Origin of the sequence: Streptomyces sp. NPDC094448, assembly GCF_044763775.1 — a bacterium.
Taxonomy (GTDB): domain Bacteria; phylum Actinomycetota; class Actinomycetes; order Streptomycetales; family Streptomycetaceae; genus Streptomyces.
In genome coordinates, this window is record NZ_JBIWGU010000010.1 from 215,435 (window position 1) to 234,845 (window position 19,411).

The 19,411-nt window shown below is 71.0% G+C and carries 21 protein-coding genes and 1 tRNA gene; 5 read left to right on the forward strand and 17 right to left on the reverse strand.

The window, feature by feature from the left end; all coding sequences use genetic code 11:
• Nucleotides 1-30 precede the first annotated feature (30 nt).
• Together ACIQ9E_RS21080 and ACIQ9E_RS21085 are read left to right on the forward strand one after the other, a co-directional pair.
• The gene (locus ACIQ9E_RS21080) at nucleotides 31-2,673 is read left to right on the forward strand and encodes a phosphoribosyltransferase (RefSeq protein WP_403709159.1); all 2,643 of its coding nucleotides are present in this window, start codon (nucleotides 31-33) and stop codon (nucleotides 2,671-2,673) included.
• Entirely contained in the window at nucleotides 2,670-3,482 is an 813-nt protein-coding gene (locus ACIQ9E_RS21085) for an HAD family hydrolase (RefSeq protein WP_403709161.1), read from the forward strand. The genes ACIQ9E_RS21080 and ACIQ9E_RS21085 overlap by 4 nt, the downstream gene beginning before the upstream one ends.
• Before the next feature lie 168 nt (nucleotides 3,483-3,650).
• Here the strand turns inward: ACIQ9E_RS21085 and ACIQ9E_RS21090 are convergent, their stop codons facing one another.
• Nucleotides 3,651-4,301, reverse strand: coding sequence for a DedA family protein (locus ACIQ9E_RS21090; RefSeq protein ID WP_366262971.1), 651 nt, complete (start codon nucleotides 4,299-4,301; stop codon nucleotides 3,651-3,653).
• Between the two features lie 206 nt (nucleotides 4,302-4,507).
• On the opposite strand from ACIQ9E_RS21090, the gene ACIQ9E_RS21095 reads away from it, so the two are divergent.
• Together ACIQ9E_RS21095 and ACIQ9E_RS21100 are read left to right on the forward strand one after the other, a co-directional pair.
• Entirely contained in the window at nucleotides 4,508-5,905 is a 1,398-nt protein-coding gene (locus ACIQ9E_RS21095; protein ID WP_403709163.1) for a sensor histidine kinase, read from the forward strand.
• Nucleotides 5,896-6,540, forward strand: a complete 645-nt coding sequence (locus ACIQ9E_RS21100) for a response regulator (protein WP_403709165.1) — start codon at nucleotides 5,896-5,898, stop codon at nucleotides 6,538-6,540. The genes ACIQ9E_RS21095 and ACIQ9E_RS21100 overlap by 10 nt, the downstream gene beginning before the upstream one ends.
• A gap of 57 nt (nucleotides 6,541-6,597) precedes the next feature.
• Here ACIQ9E_RS21100 and ACIQ9E_RS21105 read toward each other — a convergent pair whose 3' ends face one another.
• From ACIQ9E_RS21105 to ACIQ9E_RS21120, 4 genes are all read right to left on the reverse strand, one after another.
• Nucleotides 6,598-6,813: a zinc ribbon domain-containing protein gene (locus tag ACIQ9E_RS21105; protein WP_403709167.1), complete on the reverse strand. Its 216-nt coding sequence runs from the start codon at nucleotides 6,811-6,813 to the stop codon at nucleotides 6,598-6,600.
• A 24-nt stretch (nucleotides 6,814-6,837) separates the two neighbouring features.
• Nucleotides 6,838-7,434, reverse strand: a complete 597-nt coding sequence (locus ACIQ9E_RS21110) for a DUF4383 domain-containing protein (protein WP_403709169.1) — start codon at nucleotides 7,432-7,434, stop codon at nucleotides 6,838-6,840.
• Nucleotides 7,435-7,600: 166 nt separating this feature from the next.
• Nucleotides 7,601-8,962 (reverse strand): hypothetical protein, encoded by a 1,362-nt coding sequence (locus ACIQ9E_RS21115; RefSeq protein ID WP_403709171.1) that lies wholly within the window; start codon nucleotides 8,960-8,962, stop codon nucleotides 7,601-7,603.
• Nucleotides 8,963-9,041: 79 nt separating this feature from the next.
• Nucleotides 9,042-9,821, reverse strand: coding sequence for a DUF4097 family beta strand repeat-containing protein (locus tag ACIQ9E_RS21120; protein WP_403709173.1), 780 nt, complete (start codon nucleotides 9,819-9,821; stop codon nucleotides 9,042-9,044).
• A 178-nt stretch (nucleotides 9,822-9,999) separates the two neighbouring features.
• On the opposite strand from ACIQ9E_RS21120, the gene ACIQ9E_RS21125 reads away from it, so the two are divergent.
• A tRNA-Val gene (locus tag ACIQ9E_RS21125) sits at nucleotides 10,000-10,074 on the forward strand.
• 100 nt (nucleotides 10,075-10,174) lie between these two features.
• On the opposite strand, the gene ACIQ9E_RS21130 is transcribed toward ACIQ9E_RS21125, so the two are convergent.
• From ACIQ9E_RS21130 to ACIQ9E_RS21185, 12 genes are all read right to left on the reverse strand, one after another.
• Nucleotides 10,175-11,329: a tyrosine-type recombinase/integrase gene (locus tag ACIQ9E_RS21130; RefSeq protein ID WP_403709175.1), complete on the reverse strand. Its 1,155-nt coding sequence runs from the start codon at nucleotides 11,327-11,329 to the stop codon at nucleotides 10,175-10,177.
• Nucleotides 11,329-11,544, reverse strand: a complete 216-nt coding sequence (locus ACIQ9E_RS21135) for an excisionase family DNA-binding protein (RefSeq protein WP_403709176.1) — start codon at nucleotides 11,542-11,544, stop codon at nucleotides 11,329-11,331. The genes ACIQ9E_RS21130 and ACIQ9E_RS21135 overlap by 1 nt, the downstream gene beginning before the upstream one ends.
• Nucleotides 11,523-12,902, reverse strand: a complete 1,380-nt coding sequence (locus ACIQ9E_RS21140) for a replication initiator (RefSeq protein WP_403709177.1) — start codon at nucleotides 12,900-12,902, stop codon at nucleotides 11,523-11,525. Before ACIQ9E_RS21140 ends, ACIQ9E_RS21135 begins: the two co-directional genes overlap by 22 nt.
• Before the next feature lie 18 nt (nucleotides 12,903-12,920).
• Nucleotides 12,921-13,109, reverse strand: a complete 189-nt coding sequence (locus ACIQ9E_RS21145; RefSeq protein ID WP_403709178.1) for a hypothetical protein — start codon at nucleotides 13,107-13,109, stop codon at nucleotides 12,921-12,923.
• Nucleotides 13,110-13,125: 16 nt separating this feature from the next.
• Nucleotides 13,126-13,299 (reverse strand): mobile element transfer protein, encoded by a 174-nt coding sequence (locus tag ACIQ9E_RS21150; protein WP_403709179.1) that lies wholly within the window; start codon nucleotides 13,297-13,299, stop codon nucleotides 13,126-13,128.
• Nucleotides 13,300-13,313: 14 nt separating this feature from the next.
• On the reverse strand, nucleotides 13,314-13,958 hold the full coding sequence (locus ACIQ9E_RS21155; RefSeq protein WP_403709180.1) for a DUF2637 domain-containing protein: 645 nt from the start codon (nucleotides 13,956-13,958) through the stop codon (nucleotides 13,314-13,316).
• 83 nt (nucleotides 13,959-14,041) lie between these two features.
• On the reverse strand, nucleotides 14,042-15,343 hold the full coding sequence (locus tag ACIQ9E_RS21160) for an FtsK/SpoIIIE domain-containing protein (RefSeq protein WP_403709393.1): 1,302 nt from the start codon (nucleotides 15,341-15,343) through the stop codon (nucleotides 14,042-14,044).
• 17 nt (nucleotides 15,344-15,360) lie between these two features.
• Complete coding sequence (locus ACIQ9E_RS21165; RefSeq protein WP_403709182.1) at nucleotides 15,361-15,708, reverse strand: hypothetical protein; 348 nt, start codon at nucleotides 15,706-15,708, stop codon at nucleotides 15,361-15,363.
• Between the two features lie 162 nt (nucleotides 15,709-15,870).
• Nucleotides 15,871-16,695: a protein phosphatase 2C domain-containing protein gene (locus tag ACIQ9E_RS21170; protein WP_403709184.1), complete on the reverse strand. Its 825-nt coding sequence runs from the start codon at nucleotides 16,693-16,695 to the stop codon at nucleotides 15,871-15,873.
• A complete protein-coding gene (locus tag ACIQ9E_RS21175) occupies nucleotides 16,692-17,540 on the reverse strand; it encodes a sigma-70 family RNA polymerase sigma factor (RefSeq protein ID WP_403709186.1) in 849 nt (282 codons plus the stop codon). Before ACIQ9E_RS21175 ends, ACIQ9E_RS21170 begins: the two co-directional genes overlap by 4 nt.
• A gap of 169 nt (nucleotides 17,541-17,709) precedes the next feature.
• The gene (locus ACIQ9E_RS21180; RefSeq protein ID WP_403709188.1) at nucleotides 17,710-18,099 is read right to left on the reverse strand and encodes an ATP-binding protein; all 390 of its coding nucleotides are present in this window, start codon (nucleotides 18,097-18,099) and stop codon (nucleotides 17,710-17,712) included.
• 74 nt (nucleotides 18,100-18,173) lie between these two features.
• The gene (locus tag ACIQ9E_RS21185; RefSeq protein WP_403709190.1) at nucleotides 18,174-19,073 is read right to left on the reverse strand and encodes a helix-turn-helix domain-containing protein; all 900 of its coding nucleotides are present in this window, start codon (nucleotides 19,071-19,073) and stop codon (nucleotides 18,174-18,176) included.
• Nucleotides 19,074-19,411: the final 338 nt, after the last annotated feature.

The following is a 19,411-nucleotide window of genomic DNA, read 5'->3' on the forward strand; positions in this document are numbered from 1 at the left end:
GATAAGTCGAATAGGACGAACATACCGGGCATGGCGGGTACGGCACACAGGGCCAAGGCGGCGGAGAACGCGGTGACGGAGGGATCGGACGCGATGGTGTGGTCGGGACGATGGGTCGCCGAGCGGCTCGGCGTCGGGCTCGACGGGGACGAGGAGCTGCGTTCCCTGCTCGGACTGGCGCTGCGCCGCAACCCGAAGCGGGCCCATCTGCTCGTCTCCAACGTGCTCGGCAAGCACGTCCCCCAGTCACCGGCCCTGGTGTACGGGTCCGGGCACGGCCTGGGCGCCCGGGTCCGGGCGCTGCTCGGCGACGAGGAGGCCGCGAAGGCGGTCGTCCTCGGCTATGCGGAGACCGCCACCGGGCTCGGCCACGCGGTCGCGGACGGCCTGGGCCTCGCCCCCTATCTGCACTCCACCCGCCGTCCGGTGCCGGGTGTCGCGGCCGCCGGAGGCTTCGAGGAGTCCCACTCCCACCACACATCCCATCTGCTGCTGCCGGAGAACCCGGAGCTGCTGGCCGGGGCCGGTCCGCTGGTCCTGGTCGACGACGAGTTCTCGACCGGCAACACCGTCCTCAACACGGTCCGCGCTCTGCACGAGCGCTATCCGCGCGACCGCTATGTCATCGTCGCCCTGGTGGATATGCGCGCCCCGGCCGACCGGGAGCGGCTCACCGCCTTCGCGGCGGGGCTCGGCGCCCGCGTCGACCTGATCGCCCTCGCCTCGGGCACGGTCACCCTCCCCGAGGGTGTCCTGGAGAAGGGCCGGGCCCTGGTGGAGCGTTGGTCGGCGCCGGACGGCACCGCGCCCGGACCGGACGGCACCGCGCCCGGGGCCGTGCGCCGGGTGGAGCTGCCCTGGCCGGACGGCCTCCCGGACGGCGGCCGGCACGGCTTCCTCCCGGCCCACCGCCGGACCCTGGAATCGGCTCTGCCCCGACTGGCCGAGGCTCTGACGGACGCGCTGGCCGCGGTGGTACGGGATCCCGGTGCCCCCGCGGCCGTACCGGACTCCGCCGCCCCTGCTGCGGCCCCGGCCCCCGGTGTCCCTGTGGTGGTAGGGGATCCGGGTGTCCCCGCGGCCGTACCGGACTCCGCCGCCCCCGCTGCGGCCCCGGCCCCCGGCCGCACCCGGCGCCGTGTGCTCGTCCTCGGCTTCGAGGAGCTGATGTACGCGCCCCTGCGCCTGGCCACCGCCCTGGAGAGCGCCCTCGACGCCGAGGTGCGCTATTCGACGACCACCCGGTCACCCGTACTCGCCGTCGACGACCCGGGCTATGCCATCCGCACCCGGATCACCTTCCCCGCCCACGACGACCCGGCCGACGGCCCCGGCGACCGCTACGCCTACAACGTCGCGGGCGGCGGCTTCGACGCGGTCGTCGCCGTCGTCGACTCGGTCGCCGACACACCCGCGCTGCACGCCCCCGACGGGCTGCTCGCCGCGCTCGCCGCGCACACCCCGCACGTACTGCTCGCCGTGGTCCCCAGCCATCTCCCCGTACCCCCGGCCGTCCAGGAAAGGGCATCCATGCTCGCCGAGCCGCTCCGCGGCCCCGCCTTCTCGTCCTATGCGCCCGACGACGTCGGCTGGCTGCTCCAGGACCTGTCGGACACCCGGCTCGAAGCCCCCGTCGAGGAGCGCGAGGAGGCCATCCAGAACGGCGGCGCCCACTACGCCGAATCGCTGCCGGTCGAGTACCAGCCCAGCGCCGACTACCAGCGGCTCTTCCAGCGGGCCCTGGACGAATCCGCCGTCCGGATCGCCCGTGCGGTCGGCACCGTCACCGAGACCGTGCTCGCCGAACGCTCACCGCGGCCCGTCCTGGTCTCCCTGGCCAGGGCCGGCACCCCGGTCGGCATCCTGATGCGCCGCTGGGCCCGGCAGCGCCACGGCCTCGACCTGCCGCACTACGCCGTCTCCATCGTCCGGGGCCGGGGCATCGACGCCAACGCGCTGCGCTGGCTGCGCGACCACCACGACCCGGCGGACGTCGTCTTCGTCGACGGCTGGACCGGGAAGGGCGCGATCACCCGCGAGCTGGCCGCCGCCATCGGGGAGTCCGAGGGCTTCGACCCGCGGATCGCGGTCCTCGCCGACCCGGGGAGCTGTGTCGCCACCTACGGCACCCGCGAGGACTTCCTCATCCCCTCCGCCTGCCTCAACTCCACCGTCTCCGGACTGATATCGCGGACCGTCCTGCGGGCCGATCTGGTCGGCCCGGACGGCTACCACGGCGCCAAGTACTACCGGGAACTGCTCGGCTCCGACGTCTCCACCCACTTCGTCGACACCGTCGCCGCCCGTTTCGACGAGGTCGCCGCCGCCGTCGCCATCGAGGTCAAGGAGCTGCTGTCGAGCGACCGCACCCCCACCTGGGAGGGCTGGGCCGCCGTCGAGCGGATCAGCGAGGAGTACGGCATCCACGACGTCAACCTGGTGAAACCGGGGGTCGGCGAGACGACCCGGGTGCTGCTGCGCCGCGTCCCGTGGAAGATCCTCGCCCGCGCCGGAGCCGGACCCGACCTCGACCATGTGCGGCTCCTGGCGGAACAGCGGGGTGTGCCCGTCGAGGAGGTCGACCGGCTGCCGTACACCTGTGTGGGGCTGATCCACCCCCGCTACACCCGAGGCGCCACCGGCGCCGACGGCAAGGCGGTGACCGCCCCGTGACCGGCGCACCCGCCGCCAGGCTGGTCGCCAGCGACCTCGACCGCACGCTGATCTACTCGGCCCCCGCCCTCCAGCTCACCGGCCCCGACGCGCTCGCGCCCCGGCTGCTGTGCGTCGAGGTCTACCGGGCCGGACCGCTGTCGTACGTCACCGAGACCGCGGCCGGGCTGCTGGCGCGGGTCGCCGCCGAGACGGTGTTCGTGCCCACCACCACCCGCACCCGCGAGCAGTACGGACGGATCAGGCTGCCCGGCCCGCCGGCGGCCTACGCGGTCTGTGCCAACGGCGGGCACATCCTCGTCGACGGTGTCTCCGACCCCGCGTGGCAGCGGGCCGTCGCCGCCCGCCTGGACGGCGAATGCGCCCCGCTGGCCGAGGTCCGGGCCCATCTGCTGGCCGCCGCCGACCCCGCGTGGGTGCTGAAGGAGCGGGTGGCCGAGGATCTGTTCGCCTATCTCGTCGTCGACCGGGCGCAGCTGCCCGAGGGCTGGGCCAAGGAGCTGGCGGACTGGGCCGAGCCCCGGGGCTGGTCCGTGTCCCTCCAGGGCCGGAAGATCTACGCCGTACCGAAGCCGCTGACCAAGAGCGCGGCGGTACGGGAGGTGGCCCGGCGGGCGGGCACCGGCGAGATCCTCGCGGCCGGGGACTCTCTGCTGGACGCGGATCTGCTGCTGGCGGCGGACCGGGCATGGCGGCCGGGGCACGGCGAGCTGGCGGCGGCGGGCTGGTCGGGACCGCGGGTCACGGCACTGGCGGAGACCGGGGTTGTGGCGGGCGAGGAGATCCTGCGCAGGTTCCTGGCGCCGTAGCGCCGGGCGGCCAGCGGAGAAGGGGCCGTCCCCCCGAGGGACGACCCCTTCTCCGTATACCGCTGCGTACTCCCGATACCGCCGCGTACTCCCGCTCAGTCCGTTCCGGTCTGCGGCCGTCTTCCGCTGGCTCCGTCCGCCCGGGTCCGGTGGCGGTCGCCTGCTTCCTCAGGCCCGGCGGCGGCTGCCCGACCCCGACTTCAGCAGCCGGACCACGAAGAACCCCACGACCGCGAGGACGGCACCGGCCAGGACGAGCTTGGAGTAGGTGGAGACGTACCCCGTCACGGACTCCCAGTTCTCGCCGAGCAGATACCCGGCCATGACGAAGACGGTGTTCCAGATCGCGCTGCCGAGCGTCGTGAGCCCCAGGAACAGGGGGAGCGACATCCGCTCCACCCCGGCGGGGACGGATATCAGCGAACGGAAGATCGGGATCATGCGCCCGAAGAAGACCGCCTTCGGGCCGTGCTTGATGAACCAGGCCTCCGTCTTCTCGATATCGGAGACCTTCAGCAGCGGAAGCTTGGACGCGATGGCCACCGTACGGTCGCGGCCGAGCGCCGCCCCTACCCCGTACAGCGCCCACGCGCCGACGACCGAACCGATCGTGGTCCAGATCAGTGCGGCGACGAGGTTCATCTGACCCGTGCTGGACGCGAAGCCGGCGAGCGGAAGAATCACTTCACTGGGGAGCGGTGGAAAGAGGTTCTCCAGGGCGATGGCGATGCCAGCACCCGGTGCGCCGAGGGTGTCCATGAGGCTGTTGATCCAGCCCGGAGCACTGCTCTCGATCGGCGCGGCGGCGGTCACGATCATGGGGTCCATGTATCAAAGGTAATGAATGCCGGCTGAAGAAAGTCTGAAGCCCCCCACAGACTGACCTGCGGTTTACCGCAGTGTGCCGGCGGGGTCACGCTGGCTAGGGTGAAGAGCCGGAAGCGGGGCGGGGCCAGGGCCGGGAGGGATCCGGGCAAGCTGTGACGGATCCGACAGATCTGTGGGACGCGAGGGGCGGAGGGGGCGTGGCGGATACGGGGGAGCCGGAAACGGCCGGAAGCACGGGGACCGCTGAAGGAGCCGAAGGCACGGGCGGCACTGGACGCACAGGGACCCCTGAAGGCACGGGCGGCAGTGGAAGCGCTGCAGCGGCAGAGGGACCCGTTCCTGCCTCCGTACGCTCCGGCACCTTCCTCCCGGACCCCGGCACCTTCTTCCGGGACCCCGGCACCGCCCTCCGGGGCCCCGGGGCCTCCCTCCGGCGGCTCGCGGTCCGTGGAGGGCGGGCCGTCGCAGGCCTCGCGATCGGGGCGCTGACCGCCCTGGCGGGCCTGCTCGCCGCCGTACCGGCCGGACTGGCGCTCCTGACGGTCCTTGCCCTGCCGGGGGCCCGCCGGGCCGTCCTGCGCCCGCTGACCGCCGTCGGCGCCGGGATGGCCGGTGCCGAGCTGCGCAGGCTGGAGACGTTCTACGGAATCCTGCCGCCGGCCGGCTACCCGCCGGCGGACGCGCTCCGCTACACCCTGTACCGCATCCCACTCGGCCTCCTCGGCGGAATGGTCCTGGGGCTGATGGCGACCGGACTGTTCTGGTTCCTGGTCGGGCTGGTCGGCTGGTTCGTGATCCTCGTGGACTATCCGCTGGAGGCGATCGGAACCGGGCTCCTCGGGGCGTTCCTGCTGGTCCTCACCGCCCAGGGCGTCTACGGCACGGTTCTGCTGGAGGCCGGACTCGTCCGCCGGGTGCTCGGCCCCGGACCGCACGAGGCCCTGCGGCGCCGGATCGACGAGCTTGCCACCAGCCGCTCCGAGGTCGTCGACGCCGTCGACGAGGAGCGGCGCCGGATCGAACGCGATCTCCACGACGGTGTCCAGCAGCAGCTCGTCGCCCTCGGGATCCTGCTGGGCCGGGCCCGCCGCAGCACCGACCCCGAACGCGCCGGGCGCCTCCTCCTCCAGGCCCAGGAGGAGAACCGGCGGGCGCTGGCCGAACTGCGGGAGGTCGCGTGGCGGGTCCACCCGGCGGTACTCGACGAAGCCGGGCTGTCCGTGGCGCTGGAGAGTGTCGCCGAGCGCAGCCCGCTCCCCGTCGACCTCGGTTACGACGACGGGGGCCGGCCGCCCGCACGCCGCGCCGCGACAGTGGTGTACTTCGTCGTCTCGGAAGCCGTGACGAATGTCGTGAAGCACGCGGACGCCACCCGGATCCGCGTCCGGGTCCACCGGGACCGGGATCGGAACGGGGCCGGGGGCGTGGGCATGCTCGGGCTGGTCGTCGAGGACGACGGCCGCGGCGGCGCCGACCCGGGCGGCGGCGGACTCACCGGGCTGGCGCGCCGGGTCGCCGCTCTCGACGGCCGGTTCGCGGTGCACAGCCCGCCCGGCGGACCCACAACCATCACCGCGGAGCTGCCGTGCGCATAGTCGTCGCCGAGGATTCGACCCTGCTGCGGGAGGGACTCGTCCGGCTGCTGGCCGAGGAGGGCCACGAGGTCGTCGCGGCCGTCGGCGACGGCGAGGCGCTGCTCGCCGCGGTCGAGGCAGGGGAGCCCGATGTGGTCGTCGCGGACATCCGGATGCCCCCGACGCACACCGACGAGGGGCTGAGGGCTGCGCTGGAGATCCGGCGCCGCAGGCCCGAGGTGGGGGTGCTGGTGCTCTCGCAGTACGTGGAGCGGAGATACGCCAACGAGCTGCTGAGCGGGGAGTCCCGGGGCGTCGGCTATCTGCTGAAGGACCGGGTCGTCGAGATCGAGGAGTTCCTCGACGCACTGGACCGGGTGGGGCGCGGCCGGGCCGCCTTCGACCCGGAGGTCGTCCGGCGGCTGATGGCCCGCAGCACCAGGACGGACCCGCTGGCCCGGCTGACGCCCAGGGAGCGGGAGGTCCTGGCGGAAATGGCCCAAGGACACGCCAACCGCGCCATCGCCGAACGGTTGTACGTATCCCAGAGCGCGGTCGAGAAGCACATCAACGCGATCTTCGACAAGCTGGAGCTGACCCGGACGGCCGGCTATTCGCGCCGGGTCATGGCGGTCCTGCGCTATCTCGGCACCTGAGGGCGGGCCCGGACGCCGGCCTTCGCACCCCGCACGGGGGCAGGCCCCGGGACGGGATCAGCCGCAGCAGCCGCCCCCGCAGCAGCCCCCGCCGCCGGAGGCTGCGGCGCGCGGCGCCCCCGTAGCCGTACCGCCGACGGCGACCGCGGAGAGCAGCTTCACCGTGTCGTCGTGCCCGTCGGGGCAGCTCGCGGGCTCGCCGGAACGGGCCATCGGCCGGTCGATCTCGAAGGTGTCGTCACAGGTGCGGCAGCGGAACTCGTATCGGGGCATGCGCCAAGGTTAAGGGCTGTCCTGTTACGCGCCGGCCCCGGAATCGTGGGCCCCGGTGGAAACCGCCGATCCACGGGCCCGCGCGGCCCTGGCCTCGTCCTCGGCCTCCTGGGGATGGCGCGCCTTCCAGTACGGGTTGTCGTGCGGCAGCGTCGAGCTGACCCGCCCGTACATGCCGAAGAACATCAGCAGCAGCCCGACCACAAAGCTGAACAGCACGTTCTGAATCTTGAACGCGAAGGGGTTGAAGCTGGTGTCCAGCAGGGCGAGATTGATGAAGCCGCTGGCGATGAAGAGGATGCCGAGGACCATATTGAGGGTCGAGGCGAAGTTGCCGCCCTTGAGCATCCCGAAGAGCAGCAGCGCGCCCACGCAGATCGACAGCACGCTCAGGGCGCCGTTGGTGTTCAGACCGATGACGGTCGCGCCGTGGGTGTTGAAGAAGCCGATCTTGTCGATCAGCCCCAGGATGCCGAAGGCGACCAGGAAGGCGCCCATCACTCCCGCGCCGATCCGGTAGACACGGCTGAGCCGGTGGTCGACGGGCAGATGCTCGTCGAGTGTGGCGCGTGGGCGGTTCCGCGGCTGCCGGGTCCGGTGGGGCAGTACATGTGCGGCCATGAGCGGCCTCCTCGGGTACGAACCGTTTCGCGTACTCGTACCTCCCAGCATCCGCCCGCGGCGCCGCCCCTTCAAATCAGGGGCCCGGCGGCCCCCGGCGGCCCGGCGGCCCCCGGCGGCCCGGCGGCCCGGCGGCCCGTCGGCCCGGCGGTGGCACCCCGGGCCCTTATCCCCCGGCGCGCTCCTCCCTGATCTGCTCCACGACCCGGGCGGTGGTCCGCCGGACGGCCTCCGCCTCGGTGAGGAAGTGCCAGTAGTCCGGGTGCCGGCCCTCCAGGGAGGCGACGGCCCGGTCGAGCCGGGCGACCGCCTCGTCCAGCGGCCGGGCGTGCCGGGGGTCGGGCCGGTCGCGCCCGGCCATGGCGAGGCGCTGGGCGTCACGGAGCGCGAAGCGGGTGCGGTCGATCTCCGGCCGCCGGTCCCGTGCGACGGCGTCCAGCCGCTCCAGCCGCTCGCGGGCCGCGGAAATCGCCTCGTCCGTGCTGTTCAGCAGGGCGCGCACGGTGCCGAGCAGCGCGGTGACATCGGGCCAGCGCTGCTCGTCGCGGGCGGTGGCGGCCTCGTTGAGCCGCTGCTCGGCGAGCCGGATATCGGCGGCGGCCCGCTCGGGCACCGGCTGGAGGTCCTGCCAGCAGGCGGCGGAGTAGCGGCGGCGCAGTTCGCTGAGGATCGGTTCGACGCCCTGGGAGCGGGTGGTCAGGGCCTGGGCCCGGGTCCGGAGGGAGACCAGGCGCTTGTCGGTGTCGGCGGCGAGGGCGGGCAGCTTCTCGGCATCGGCCCGGACCGCTTCGGCCTCGCGCAGGACGTGGTCGGCCCGGTGCAGGGTCTCGGTGACGCCGTGCCGCCCGGCGCCCTGGTTGAGCTTGGTCAGCTCGGGGGCGAGCCGGGCCAGCCGGGCGGCGAGATCGTCCGCCCGCAGCCCGGAGCCGCGCGCCTCGTCCAGGGCGTTGCTCGCGGCGAGCAGGGCGGCCCTGGCCCGCTCGGCGGCGGGCACCAGCCGGGCGAGCCGGGTCTCGGCCTGGTCGAGCAGCGGCCCCAGCCCCGCCCCGAACCGGTCCAGCTCGGCCTTGACCGCGACCAGCTCGTCCTTGGCCCGGTTCAGCTCGGTCCTGGCCCGGGCTGCGACGGAGGCGTCGAGATCGTCCCGGTCGAGATCATGGGCGTCGACCGCCGTGATGTAGCGACCGCTGGCCTCGTCGATCCGCTGCCCCAGCGCCGCGAACCCCTCCACGGCCCTACGAGTGGTCGGCGAATCGTCCACCGCGGTGATCGTCTCGATGGAGATCCGCAGCTCGCGCTGGGCACTGTCCAGTTCGTAGAAGGCGGCGGCCGCGGCGTCCTTCGCGGCCTGGGCATCGGCCCGGAGACTCTCTCCGCGCCCGCCGAACCAGCGGCGTGTGCCCCCTCCGGCGAAGGCCCCCGCCAGCGCCCCGGCGAGCAGCGGCACCGGCAGCAGCACAAGCCGGAACACATCCCTGACGGCACTCGCTGTGGCTGAGATCCGCTGCCGCGCGTGTGTCGCCGTCACTAACCTCTCCCGTGCCGTGTCGCCCTACCCGGTCGGACCATTGTCCCACCTGGTACGGACGCACACACGGGCCGTTCGGTTACCCCTTGAGCCGTACGGTCACATCACCGTTGTTGCTTTCCACCCGCACCTTGCGCGGACTGCTGTCGTCCTGCTCCGCGTCGGACAGGCGTATCTTCCGGGACCCGTTGTCGGCGTTCGAATTGACCGCGTACGGAGCGCCGGCGGACGGCAGCTCCACCACGATGTCGCCGTTGTCGGTGACGGTCTCCAGCTTCTCGGCGGCCGTCTTCATCCGCACCCGCACCTTGCCGTTGTCACTCTTGACGCTCACCTCCCGGGAGCCGACGTCCTCCAGGCGGATATCCCCGTTCGACGTACTGAGCCGCAGATCACCGGTGGTGCCCCTGACGGTCACGTCTCCGTTGTCCGAGGAGATCCTGAGGGGCGTGTCGAACGCGGACGCGTTCACCTTCCCGTTGTCGTGGTCCACGGTGACGGCGATGCCCCTGGGTATCTCCACGGTGTGCCGGGAGTCGCAGTCGCCGACGAACCCGTCGCAGTTGGTGCGCAGGATCAGCCGCCCGTCCTCCATCCGCCACTGCGGATCGGGCCCGCCCCCCACCACGGCCCACCCGTCGACCTGCCGGCTCACCTTCATCTGGTCGCCGTCCCCGGCGGGTACGAGCGTCACATCGGAGTCGTCCACGTCCACGGTCAGCTCCTTCCCGACGACGGCGAAGGACTTCCGCTCCACGGGAGCCCCCTCCGCATCGGCGACCCCGCACCCCACGACCCCGAACACCAGTACACCCCCCACCCCGATCGCCACGATTCCCCGGGCGGCACGGCCGTCCATAAAGAGTCCCTTCCCCCTGCCGATCCACCATTTCCCCCCACGCTAGATCCCGCACCCACCCCTCACGATCCGGCGACCCACCGCATCCGTGGTGGTGCTACCCCCCCTCCCCACCACCGCCGGAGGAACGCGTTTGCGGCCCGCCCCGCTGCGCCATGTAGGCTGTGCTCTCATCCACGGGTGCGTAGCTCAGGGGTAGAGCGCTGCTCTTACAAAGCAGATGTCGGCGGTTCGAAACCGTCCGCGCCCACCAGCGGTAAGCACGACAAAGGCCCAGGTCACCGGCGGTCAGCCGGAAGCCTGGGCCTTCGTCGTACCCCCGCGTCAGCAGCCCGGCGGGGGTGTCGTGCCACTTACGTGCCAGATTGCCCGCCCGGCTCGCCCTCCTTGGGGGACTTCTCCGGCCGTGCCTTTCTGATCTGCTCGTCCACGTGCGCGGCGATCGCCTGATCCCGGCCGTTCACCAGGTGCTGGTAGATCAGCGCGGCCCGCACCGAGGAGTGGCCCATGCGCTGCATGAGCTCACGGGTCGTGGCCCCGCCGGTAGCGGCCAGGGTGTTCCCGGTGTGCCGCAGGTCATGGAAGTGGACGTTCCCCAGCCCGGTGTCCTTCACTGCCTTCAGCCAGAGCCGACGGAAGTTGTTACGCCGCAGCAGCCCGCCGCGGGCACCAGTGAACACGGCACCGGTACGCCCACCCTCCGAGTACGTGTCGAGATGCGTGCCCAGATCCGCCGTAAGCGATGAGGGGAAGGCGACGGTCCGTACACCCGCGGCACTCTTGGGCGCTTTGATCTGGACCCCTTCAGCTCGTGTCTCGGCGAGGGACCGGCGTACCGACACCGTTCGCCGGTCAAGGTCGATGTCGTGCCTCTGAAGCCCAGCCAGTTCGCCGAAGCGCAGACCGGTGAAGGCTGCCAGCAGGATCAGCATGCAGAAGTGGGAAGGCACGGCCGCGGAGAGCCGGAACACCTCGTCGACCGTTAGGAAGGGACGCTCGGGCGTCTTGGTGGTTCCCGCACCCCTGATGCGGCACGGGTTCCGCTGGATGACGCCATCGTCCACCGCCGTGTTCATGATCGCGCGTAGAACCTGGTACGACTTGACGACAGTGGGCTCGCCCACCCCGGAACTCACCAGGTCGGCTCGCCAGCGCCGAACCCTGGGCGTCGTGATCTCTCCGAGTGCGACACCCGCGAACGTCGGCAGGATGTGCCGTCGAAGGGCACTGTTGTTGCGTTCGCGTGTCGTTGCCGCGTAGTCGCGCTCCCTGAACCACGTCTCCGCGTACTCGCCGAACATGATCTTCTCATCCGGGTTCTGCCAACGGCCGTCGATGATTTCCGCTTCGGTGCGGACCAGCCAACGGTTCGCGTCGGTCTGGGTGAGGAAGGTCTCCGGGGCGGGACGGAGCCTGCCGTCAGGGCCCGGATAACGGGCCTGGAAACGCCCCGAGGGCAACTTGCGCACGGAACCGAACTGACGTCGCTTCCCCTTGGCATTCGGCATCAGACAGCCACCTTCAGACGATTGGGCCGCGCACCGACGGGTTGCACGGTGTTGGCGGTGACGAAGTCGGTCAGCGCGCTTTCGGGGATACGGACGTGTCGGCCCACCCGGACGAAGACGATGCGGCGTTCCGCGATCAGACGGCGGGGAAACCGCTCCGTGGTCCCCAGCACCTCCGCCGCCTGAGCGACGGTCAGCAGAGGGTCGGAATGCATGGTGATGCTCCTTCGTCACCGGTGGCCGGGTTCTCGGGCTCGGGCATGGCAAGGCCATGGGCCAGGACGTGTTCGGCGGACGTGAGGCCCGTTCCGGCGAAGCGCCAGTGAGCGAGGACCAGCACGGTCCCGGGCTCGGGAAGGGGGTGTCCGGCCAGGGCGGCGCGCTCACGGGCCGCCGCTTCGTTGTGGTCGGCCCGGGCGCGGCGGAGGGAGCCCAGGGTGACCGAGTAGGCGCGCGACTTGGTGGTGAAGTGGCCGCGGAAGCCCAGCATGTGAGCCCACCGGCGAAGGTGCAGCTCGCGGAGTTCCGGAAGCGCGCCCAGCCGCCAGCAGGTGAGGATGAGCTCCCGGGCATGGTCGGTGACGTCCGAGCCGATCAGATCGGTGACCGGGTTCCGGATCGGCCGGTCGACGGTCCCCGTGGCGGACTCCGCACCCTTGGTCGCGTACTTCGCGATGTAACCGGCGACGGCCCGGCTGGTCAGCTCGGAAGACCCGGAGAAGTCCGCCGACCGGATCGGGCGGATGTCGAGCTGGGAGCCGAAGCGGAAGGCGTGGTTGCGACCGTCGAGGGACGGGCCGGACACCTCCGACATGGCGGCAGCAGCTCGGATCGCGTCGGCCAAGAGCGTCGTCGTGGCCCACACCGGGGGAGTGCTTCCTGGCCCCTCCGGACCGTCGATCCTGATCACGGCATGGAAGTGAACGGCACCCCGCCGCTGATACTCGGCGACCTTCGCGTACGAGATCCTGGCCATCCGCCGAAGCTCAGTGCGGCTCACCCCCGCCAGCGCGGCGAGCTGCTGGCGCAGGTAGGTGGTGAAGCGGCCCCACAGGGCCCCGGCGTGCGCGTTCCAGAGCACGGCGCCCCGGTAGTCGTACCGCCCGGAGTCCAGTGGTGTCCCGAGGACCGGGGCATCCGCACCATGAGTGCGCCCACAGCGGCAGCGACCGTGCGCCGGACGGTTGTGGACCGGACCGAATGACGGAGCGGTGAAGGTGGCGAAGACCCGCGGATGCTCTGCGACCTCCTGGCCGACACCCTTGCCGCCGCACAGCCCGGCACTGATCAGTTGATAGGTGTCCCCGCGGTAGGTCTCGGCACACGAAGCGCAGCGGGTCGTACGCCGGTTTCCGCAGCGCACGAGGAGCTGTCCGGCAGGTAAGCCGTTCCCGGTGAGCGACCGTACGACTTCACCGGTCGAGGGGTCGACGTCGAACCGGTGCCCCTCCATCCGGATGGGCTGCTCGCATCCGCCGAGACGGTCGATCTGCTGGGCGTAGGCCCCGAGGTCGCCTTGCCGGGCGAGGGCGGACAGGTCCTTGACGGCTCGCTGAGGAGCCAGGGCGTGCATGGTGCCATTCCTCCCGGATCAGCGGTTGTTGACGGTCGATACGCCGAGTTCGGTGATGCTCTGCATCAGGGGTGCGAGCACGGTGCCGGAGAGCAGGAAGCCCAGGAGCACCAGGACCACGGCCACCCACGCGCGGACGCCGAGGAACCGGATGGCGAACCAGGCGAAGACGGCGAGGAGAGCGACGAGCGGTACGGAGACGGACACGGCGGGGCTCCTTCGGTCATCGGGGCGGACAGCGGTGGATCCGCTCGGCCGCGGCCCGGCTGTCGTATTCGGCGGAGAAGGTGCAGCGGGGCGCGGTGCAGGCGGCGAGGTGCCGCGTTCTGCCGCGCTCGGTGAAGGTGGCGACATGGACGGGCCCGGTGCTGCGGACATCGCGGAAGCGGCGGGGCATGGTGACGGGACCTTTCACAGATGGGCGGCGACGCTGGGCGTCATGGGCGAGGGCAGACCGAGCCGGGCTCGGATGACGTCGGGCTCCGGGTCTTCTCCGGTACGGGCCCGGTGCTCGTCGGCCAGGACCCGCACGCGCTCGACGAGGGCAGGCGGAAGAGGCACGGCCGGACTGGACCCGGGGGCGGCAGGTTTGTCGAGGACGAGGGCGCCGGTGGCTGCTACGGCAGGGGGCGGAAGCAACGGCTCGTCGGGGCCGTCAGCGGTGACCGCGGAGCCTCTGGGCGAGTGCGCCAGCAGCGTCCCTCCGAAGAACGCGACGGCCGGCCATCCGGCCACGACGATCCGCAGCCAGGCGGGCACGTCCGTCAGGTCCAGGAGACCCGCCGTCGCGGTGTTGGCGCCTAGGGAAGCGGCGAGCGCCACCAGGAACCACAGTCGTGGCCCGGCCGACGGCAGTCCGGCCTGTTGCCGCTCCCGCATCTGCCGCCACGCGGCGACGAGCAGCAGGTCGACGCTGACCGGATAGGCCCACGCCTTCCATCCGGTCTGCCCCGAGGCGGCGGCCAGGTCCTGCAGATGGGAGAAGGACAGGGCGCCCGCGATGACCGCTTGGACGAGCACGGGGTCGACGCGGGACAGATGGGTGCGGAGGGACACGGCTCTCCCGTCGGATTCAGGCATGGCAGGGGTAGGGGAGTGGCGCGGAAGACCGTCCGCGCCGGACGGGGAAGGGCCGCGGGTCAGTCGCTGACCGGCAGGGAGAGTGCGTCCACGGAGGGCCGGAGGGAGGCAAAGCAGGCCAGCTCGGGGACCAGTGCGGAGGTCTCTCGGCACACGGCCGCCGCATCGCTCAGGGAGAGATGGGGCGACCGGACGCGAGACCATCCGCCGGAGGAGTCGCCGACCACGGCGACACCGGGCCGTTCGGCCGGAATGGTTGTGGCAGCGAGGGCCGCTTCGGCGGCGATGTCGGCAAGAGCCATGTTGGCCGACGACTCGTCGTTGACCCGGTGGCACACCCGCCCCGTCAACTGCGCCCGGAGCATCGTGGCGCCCTTGCCGAGTTCAGAACCGAACCGCTGCCCGCAGATCTCCAGATGGATACCGGCGGCCCGGCCCAGTTGGGCAGCCCTGATCAGCTTGGTGACCATGGAGTCCCGTCGCTTCTCGTCCTCTTTGCCGGAGGCCAGGAACAACTCGGCCACCTCGTCCACGACGAGTACGACGGGCACCGGCCGCAAATGCTCGGGCAGACCCCAGATATCCGAAGCAAGCCCGGAGGCAGAGCTGGAGCCGATCAGACGGAACCGGCTCTCCATCTCTTCGAGGAGTATGTCGAGGAGGTGATCGGCCCCATCAGGGGTGTCGGCCAGGGCCGACAGGCGGGGCCGGAAGGGTGCGAACTCCACGCCCCACTTGCAGTCGATGCCGACCAGGGCGACCGGCTGCCGTGCCAGGGCGCAGACCAGATTGCGGAGGTAGACGGACTTCCCCGACTGGGTTGCCCCGAGCACGAGTTCGTGAGGCACCGTGCGGAAGTCACGCATGTGCCAGTCCCCGTCTTCCCGCAGGGCCACCGGCAGGCGGAGCAGCTCTTCGTGCTGCCGCCGCGGAGACTGTACATCGGCCAGGACATCCCACCCCACCAAGCGCAGTTCGAGCCGGCCGGGGCGAGTCGGACGGAGGTGTACGGCATGGACGCCCCAGGCGTGGCGCAGCCGGTCCGCAGCGGCGGCGAAGTCCTCTGGAGCCTGTCCTGCCGCCATCCGCAGGTGAATGACGAGGCCGGATCGTGTCGGCCGGGGGAGCGAACGTTGTGGTGGGACCGGCGCGGCCTGCCGCCCCATCATGCGGGCGGTGGCCCGGCGTACGGCGGTGGCGGGAACCGTCAGCCCGCACGCGTCCATGGTCGCCCGGTAGGAGAAGGACACCCGGGCGGCAGCGATCGGGAAGCCGACGAGCCACCAGAACAGCACCGGTAAGCGGTGATACGCGATCGCGAGGGCCAGGATCACCGCCCCCGCGGCGACGAGCACGGGCATGCTGTTGGACACGGTGGTCAGCCCTGGGCCGTCGCCATGGCGCTGACCATGACAGCGTCGGCGCGGAAGGCGATACCGTGCCGGGCCCGGCCCGCGAACTCGCTCTCCCAGGGACGGGCCACCAGGCCGGACAGGAGAACAGGCGCCCCCATCGCCAGGCCGTCACCGATCCCCTGCTCCGGCACGGTCACTTTGATCATGTCGGAGCCGCCCTGGGCGATGAAGACCAGTTCCAGGACCATGAGCCGCTGGTTGGTCAGCGGGTCGACGGCGACCTCTCCGGTCTGCCGGTCGCGGACCTTGACCTCCGGCAGCTTCGTGACCAGGAGCGTCGCGGCGGAGGTGTCTACGGGAATGACGCGCATATCGGGACCTCTCAGGTGGCGGTGCCTTGTGGCACCCGTCTGCGTACCCCCCTAGACAGTGCAAGGGGAGCAACCCCGGCAACTGTCTAGGGGGGTTGACGTCCACGATAAGCGTGCGGATGGTGAACTGTCTAGGGGGGTATGCGAGTTGAGTGGTCCGGCCTATCCGAGGCGCCAGTGAAGGACGGATGCGTCGTCGCGGGACTTCCCGCGGGGCCAGCGCCGCCCGTCGGGGTCGCTTGCTTCGGCGTCCCGTACGCGTTGGATCAGCGCTCGGGGACCGTCGTCGCGGACCAGGGCTACGGCGCCGGACCAATCGTCGAGGCAGAAGCGGTCCACGAGCCGGCTGGCACCGTCGCTCATGAGCGTGAGGGAGGCCAGAGTGCCCGTGGGGACAGTCCCCGTCAGGGCATGCGTGCCCACTTCCGGGTCGTTGCTGGCGACCCAGTAGCCACCGGGACGATTCCGGTGTTCTGAGAGCCGGGCGCGGTAGGCCGCCAGGGCGACCGTATGCTCCGCGGAGCCAGTTGGCAGGCGGTCCATTCCGCCGCGAAAGGCGGCGCCGATCTCGTCGAGACGACGGTCGGTGAAGTTTGTGACGGTCCCATCCTGGGTAGCGAGAAGAAGCGACGAGTCACCGAGGAGCAGGTACTCCGTGGTCCGCTCCGACACTCGGACGGCGACGACAGTGCTGGCGGGACTCGCAGGATGCGCCGTATCGCAGGTGTCGGCATGCATCGCCCGTACGGCGAGAATCGCATTCGCCAGGCACTCGGACAGAGGCCGGACGGGCGCCGCGGTGATGGAGCGCAGGATTAGTGCGCCGAGCGTCCCCGAGAACCAGGCAACCCCGTGCGTACACCCGGTGGAGTCGCCGACCCCCACGCCCGCTCCGTCGAGCAGCACAGCCGCCCCCGGTGCCGCGGCGACGAAGTCCTCGTTCTCCCGGTCAGGAAAGGCGGGGACCGAGTCGAGGACGACGTTCACGCCGTGCGCTCTTCGTGGTGATAGAGGGGGCAGAGCAGCTCGACGGAGCGCGGGTCACCCGTCACCGGGTCGTATTCGACGCCGACCAGAGTGGAGAACGGGCGGTTCCCGACCTGCCCCCAGAGGGCGTTGATATCGCTGGACAGCAACTGCACCACGCCGAGGGACCCTTGCGTGTGAATACCGGCGATCGCGATCAGGAGCCCGGAGCCGTCCGGTCGTGGAAGGCGACCGAGGTATCCGATGTCGTACGGCCGGGCCGGATCGGTGTCCTGACCGGACCGGTGCACCGTCCCCGACCGGCTGTCCACGATCGTCCATGGCCCGTCGGCCGCCTGCTCCCAGCGGAGCACGGGATCCTGGGCGTAGGTGTTCCACATCTCGTCGGACATCCGGGGGCCACAGACGACGACCAGTCCGGCGCGGTTGAGGTCGATCGCTCCGTCCGTGCCGACATGCTCGGACGTGACATCAAGCCCGTATGAACGTGCCAGATCCTCCAGGCGCTTCCCGGAGGTGACGTCGTCCACGGCGACGACCGTGCGACCTCGCTCCGGGTCCAGCCGCAAGGGCGTCGCGATCGTCACCGAGCCGGAGCCGAGGAAGGCGCCCTCGGGCGCCGGCCCGGTGTGCCGGATCTGATGGATACGGCCACGGCTGAGGCCGGCCTTTGCCGCGATCTGCGCATAGGAAAGACCTTGAGCATGCAGGTCCTGAACGACACGGCGACGCAGCCGGGCGAGCTCGGTCACCTCCTGCTGGGCGTCCGCCAGACGGCTCGTGACTTCCCGCAGAAGGAGATAGGGATCATCTATGGCCATGATCCGCTGCAACTCGTCCGACATTGCTTCACCCCTCAGTCTCCCCATGGAGTCTAGGGCTCTAGACGGTATGGGGTGGAGGCGCCTGCCGGACGTTGCGCACACGGAGTAGAAGCCGGAGCGTCGACGGGGGACGCCGCGGGGGCTCAAGCCCTACCCGCTCGCCGAGAACGGGTTCGAGGGCATAGTGGTCTCACGTCGAGTCCCGGGCGAAGTCGGCCCAGACCTCCGAAGAGTGAAGCGAGGACTCCACCCCCCAGTCCTTCGCGCAAGCGGACACCAGGAGGAGCCCGCGTCCGCCCTCTTCCTGTCCGGACGCATCGCACAGATGGGGAGTGCTCATGGAACCCTGATCTCCCACGGTGACCCGCGCATGGTCGGCGCCGATCTCGACGCAGACGTAGAACCATCCTCCCGTCGCTCCACTCGCCGTGTGCCTGATGGCGTTGGTCGCCAGTTCGCTCACGGTCAGGACCGCGGAGTCGACGACGCTCCACCCTTCCAGCAGGGCGGCGACGAACCGGCGGGCCTCGGCTACTTTCTCCTGGCGGCCGGGGAAGGCCCGGAACCACTGCGGGAACACGATCACTCCTCGTCTAGGGGGCTAGACAGCATGAGGAGCAGAGTATGCCTAGGTCTGGGGCATGGCTAGGCATTCTAAGGAATTATTCCTCCAGGGGTGGAGGTGCTGTCCATTGCGCGGAGGTCCCTCATCACATCCAGGAGGATCCGTCGCACGTCCTCACCGAAAACGGCTGCCTGTTCGAACCGGTCGAGTAGTTCGGAGCAGGCCGTCACCGACTCCGGTGACTCGTTGATGTCCTCGCCGACGAACGACTCGACGATGACCGCCTGGTCGTCGCAGAGGGTGTAGCCGTGAGGCGGTAGTGCGGGGACGGGCCGATCCCACGGCACGACCCCCAGGCGAACGGTGGTCAGGCTCTCGATGGCCAGGAGCCGGTCGAGCTGGGCGAGCATCAGCGCGGGGGAGCCCGGCCAAGTCCGCAGCACGCCTTCCGTCAGGACGAAGACGAACTCACGCCCCGGCTCGTACAACAGGCTCTGCCGTTCAATGCGGCCGGCAACTGCGCTCCCGATCCCCTCCGAGGCGACCTTCGGCCCAGTGGCGAAGACATGCCGCGCGTACTCGGCACTCTGGAGAAGGGCGGGCAGCACGATGCACTGGAGCGACCGCACGACGGTTGCCCGCTGTATCACTTCATACAGCTCGGCCCCGGGGGCACGTTCACCACGGGACTCCGGAGACGCCTCTTCAGCCGCTGCCAGGAGCTCCCGAACCTCGCGAGTCGCCGCTTCGTCGAGCCCGAGCGCGGTCGTCAGCCGGTTGAGTACGTCGGAGCTGGGCACCATGCGCCCGTTCTCCACCTTGGACACGGTCGGCTGCCCAACCCCTGCTAGATCCGCCAGCGCGGCCCCGGTCAGCCCGGCCCGAACCCGGAGGCCCCGCAACCGCACTCCCAGCGCCTTCAACCGCTCCTGCCGCTCACTCCCCATACCCAGGGTTCTACACCACGCCCACGAACGGTCCGGGCTCATCCGAAGCGTCCAGCCACAGCCGGACCATGATTCAAACCTTCTCTACGGTTTCAAGTGCCCGCGCACGGCGCGGGCTGGCCCCTTGCGGCCGGGCCCGCCCCAGCCTACGGCGGGCGGCCCGGCCACGAAGGGTCGGCCGCAAGCAAGTGCGGCCCCGAGGTAGAGCCTGATGTGGCTGGGGGGTCGGCTCCGCGGCTTTAGGCAGCCACCATGGGGCGAGCCTCGAAGACCGGGGGCCCACTCGGACCAACAGCGGGCAGGTCCACAGACCGCCCGAGCCGCGAAAGCTTACGGGCCCCCGGCCTCTCGCCCCATGACAGCTCCCGCCCAAAGCCGCT

What these genes read in the sequence shown, in the direction of transcription:
- ACIQ9E_RS21165 (WP_403709182.1), bottom strand. Translation starts at nt 15,708, where the DNA reads ATGCGCGTCATTCCCGTAGACACCTCCGCCGCGACGCTCCTGGTCACG.
- ACIQ9E_RS21160 (WP_403709393.1), bottom strand. Translation starts at nt 15,343, where the DNA reads ATGCCCGTGCTCGTCGCCGCGGGGGCGGTGATCCTGGCCCTCGCGATC.
- ACIQ9E_RS21175 (WP_403709186.1), bottom strand. Translation starts at nt 17,540, where the DNA reads ATGTCGGACGAGTTGCAGCGGATCATGGCCATAGATGATCCCTATCTC.
- ACIQ9E_RS21130 (WP_403709175.1), bottom strand. Translation starts at nt 11,329, where the DNA reads ATGCCGAATGCCAAGGGGAAGCGACGTCAGTTCGGTTCCGTGCGCAAG.
- ACIQ9E_RS21135 (WP_403709176.1), bottom strand. Translation starts at nt 11,544, where the DNA reads ATGCATTCCGACCCTCTGCTGACCGTCGCTCAGGCGGCGGAGGTGCTG.
- ACIQ9E_RS21150 (WP_403709179.1), bottom strand. Translation starts at nt 13,299, where the DNA reads ATGCCCCGCCGCTTCCGCGATGTCCGCAGCACCGGGCCCGTCCATGTC.
- ACIQ9E_RS21080 (WP_403709159.1), top strand. Translation starts at nt 31, where the DNA reads ATGGCGGGTACGGCACACAGGGCCAAGGCGGCGGAGAACGCGGTGACG.
- ACIQ9E_RS21110 (WP_403709169.1), bottom strand. Translation starts at nt 7,434, where the DNA reads ATGGCCGCACATGTACTGCCCCACCGGACCCGGCAGCCGCGGAACCGC.
- ACIQ9E_RS21090 (WP_366262971.1), bottom strand. Translation starts at nt 4,301, where the DNA reads ATGATCGTGACCGCCGCCGCGCCGATCGAGAGCAGTGCTCCGGGCTGG.
- ACIQ9E_RS21120 (WP_403709173.1), bottom strand. Translation starts at nt 9,821, where the DNA reads ATGGACGGCCGTGCCGCCCGGGGAATCGTGGCGATCGGGGTGGGGGGT.
- ACIQ9E_RS21185 (WP_403709190.1), bottom strand. Translation starts at nt 19,073, where the DNA reads ATGAGCCCGGACCGTTCGTGGGCGTGGTGTAGAACCCTGGGTATGGGG.
- ACIQ9E_RS21140 (WP_403709177.1), bottom strand. Translation starts at nt 12,902, where the DNA reads ATGCACGCCCTGGCTCCTCAGCGAGCCGTCAAGGACCTGTCCGCCCTC.
- ACIQ9E_RS21105 (WP_403709167.1), bottom strand. Translation starts at nt 6,813, where the DNA reads ATGCCCCGATACGAGTTCCGCTGCCGCACCTGTGACGACACCTTCGAG.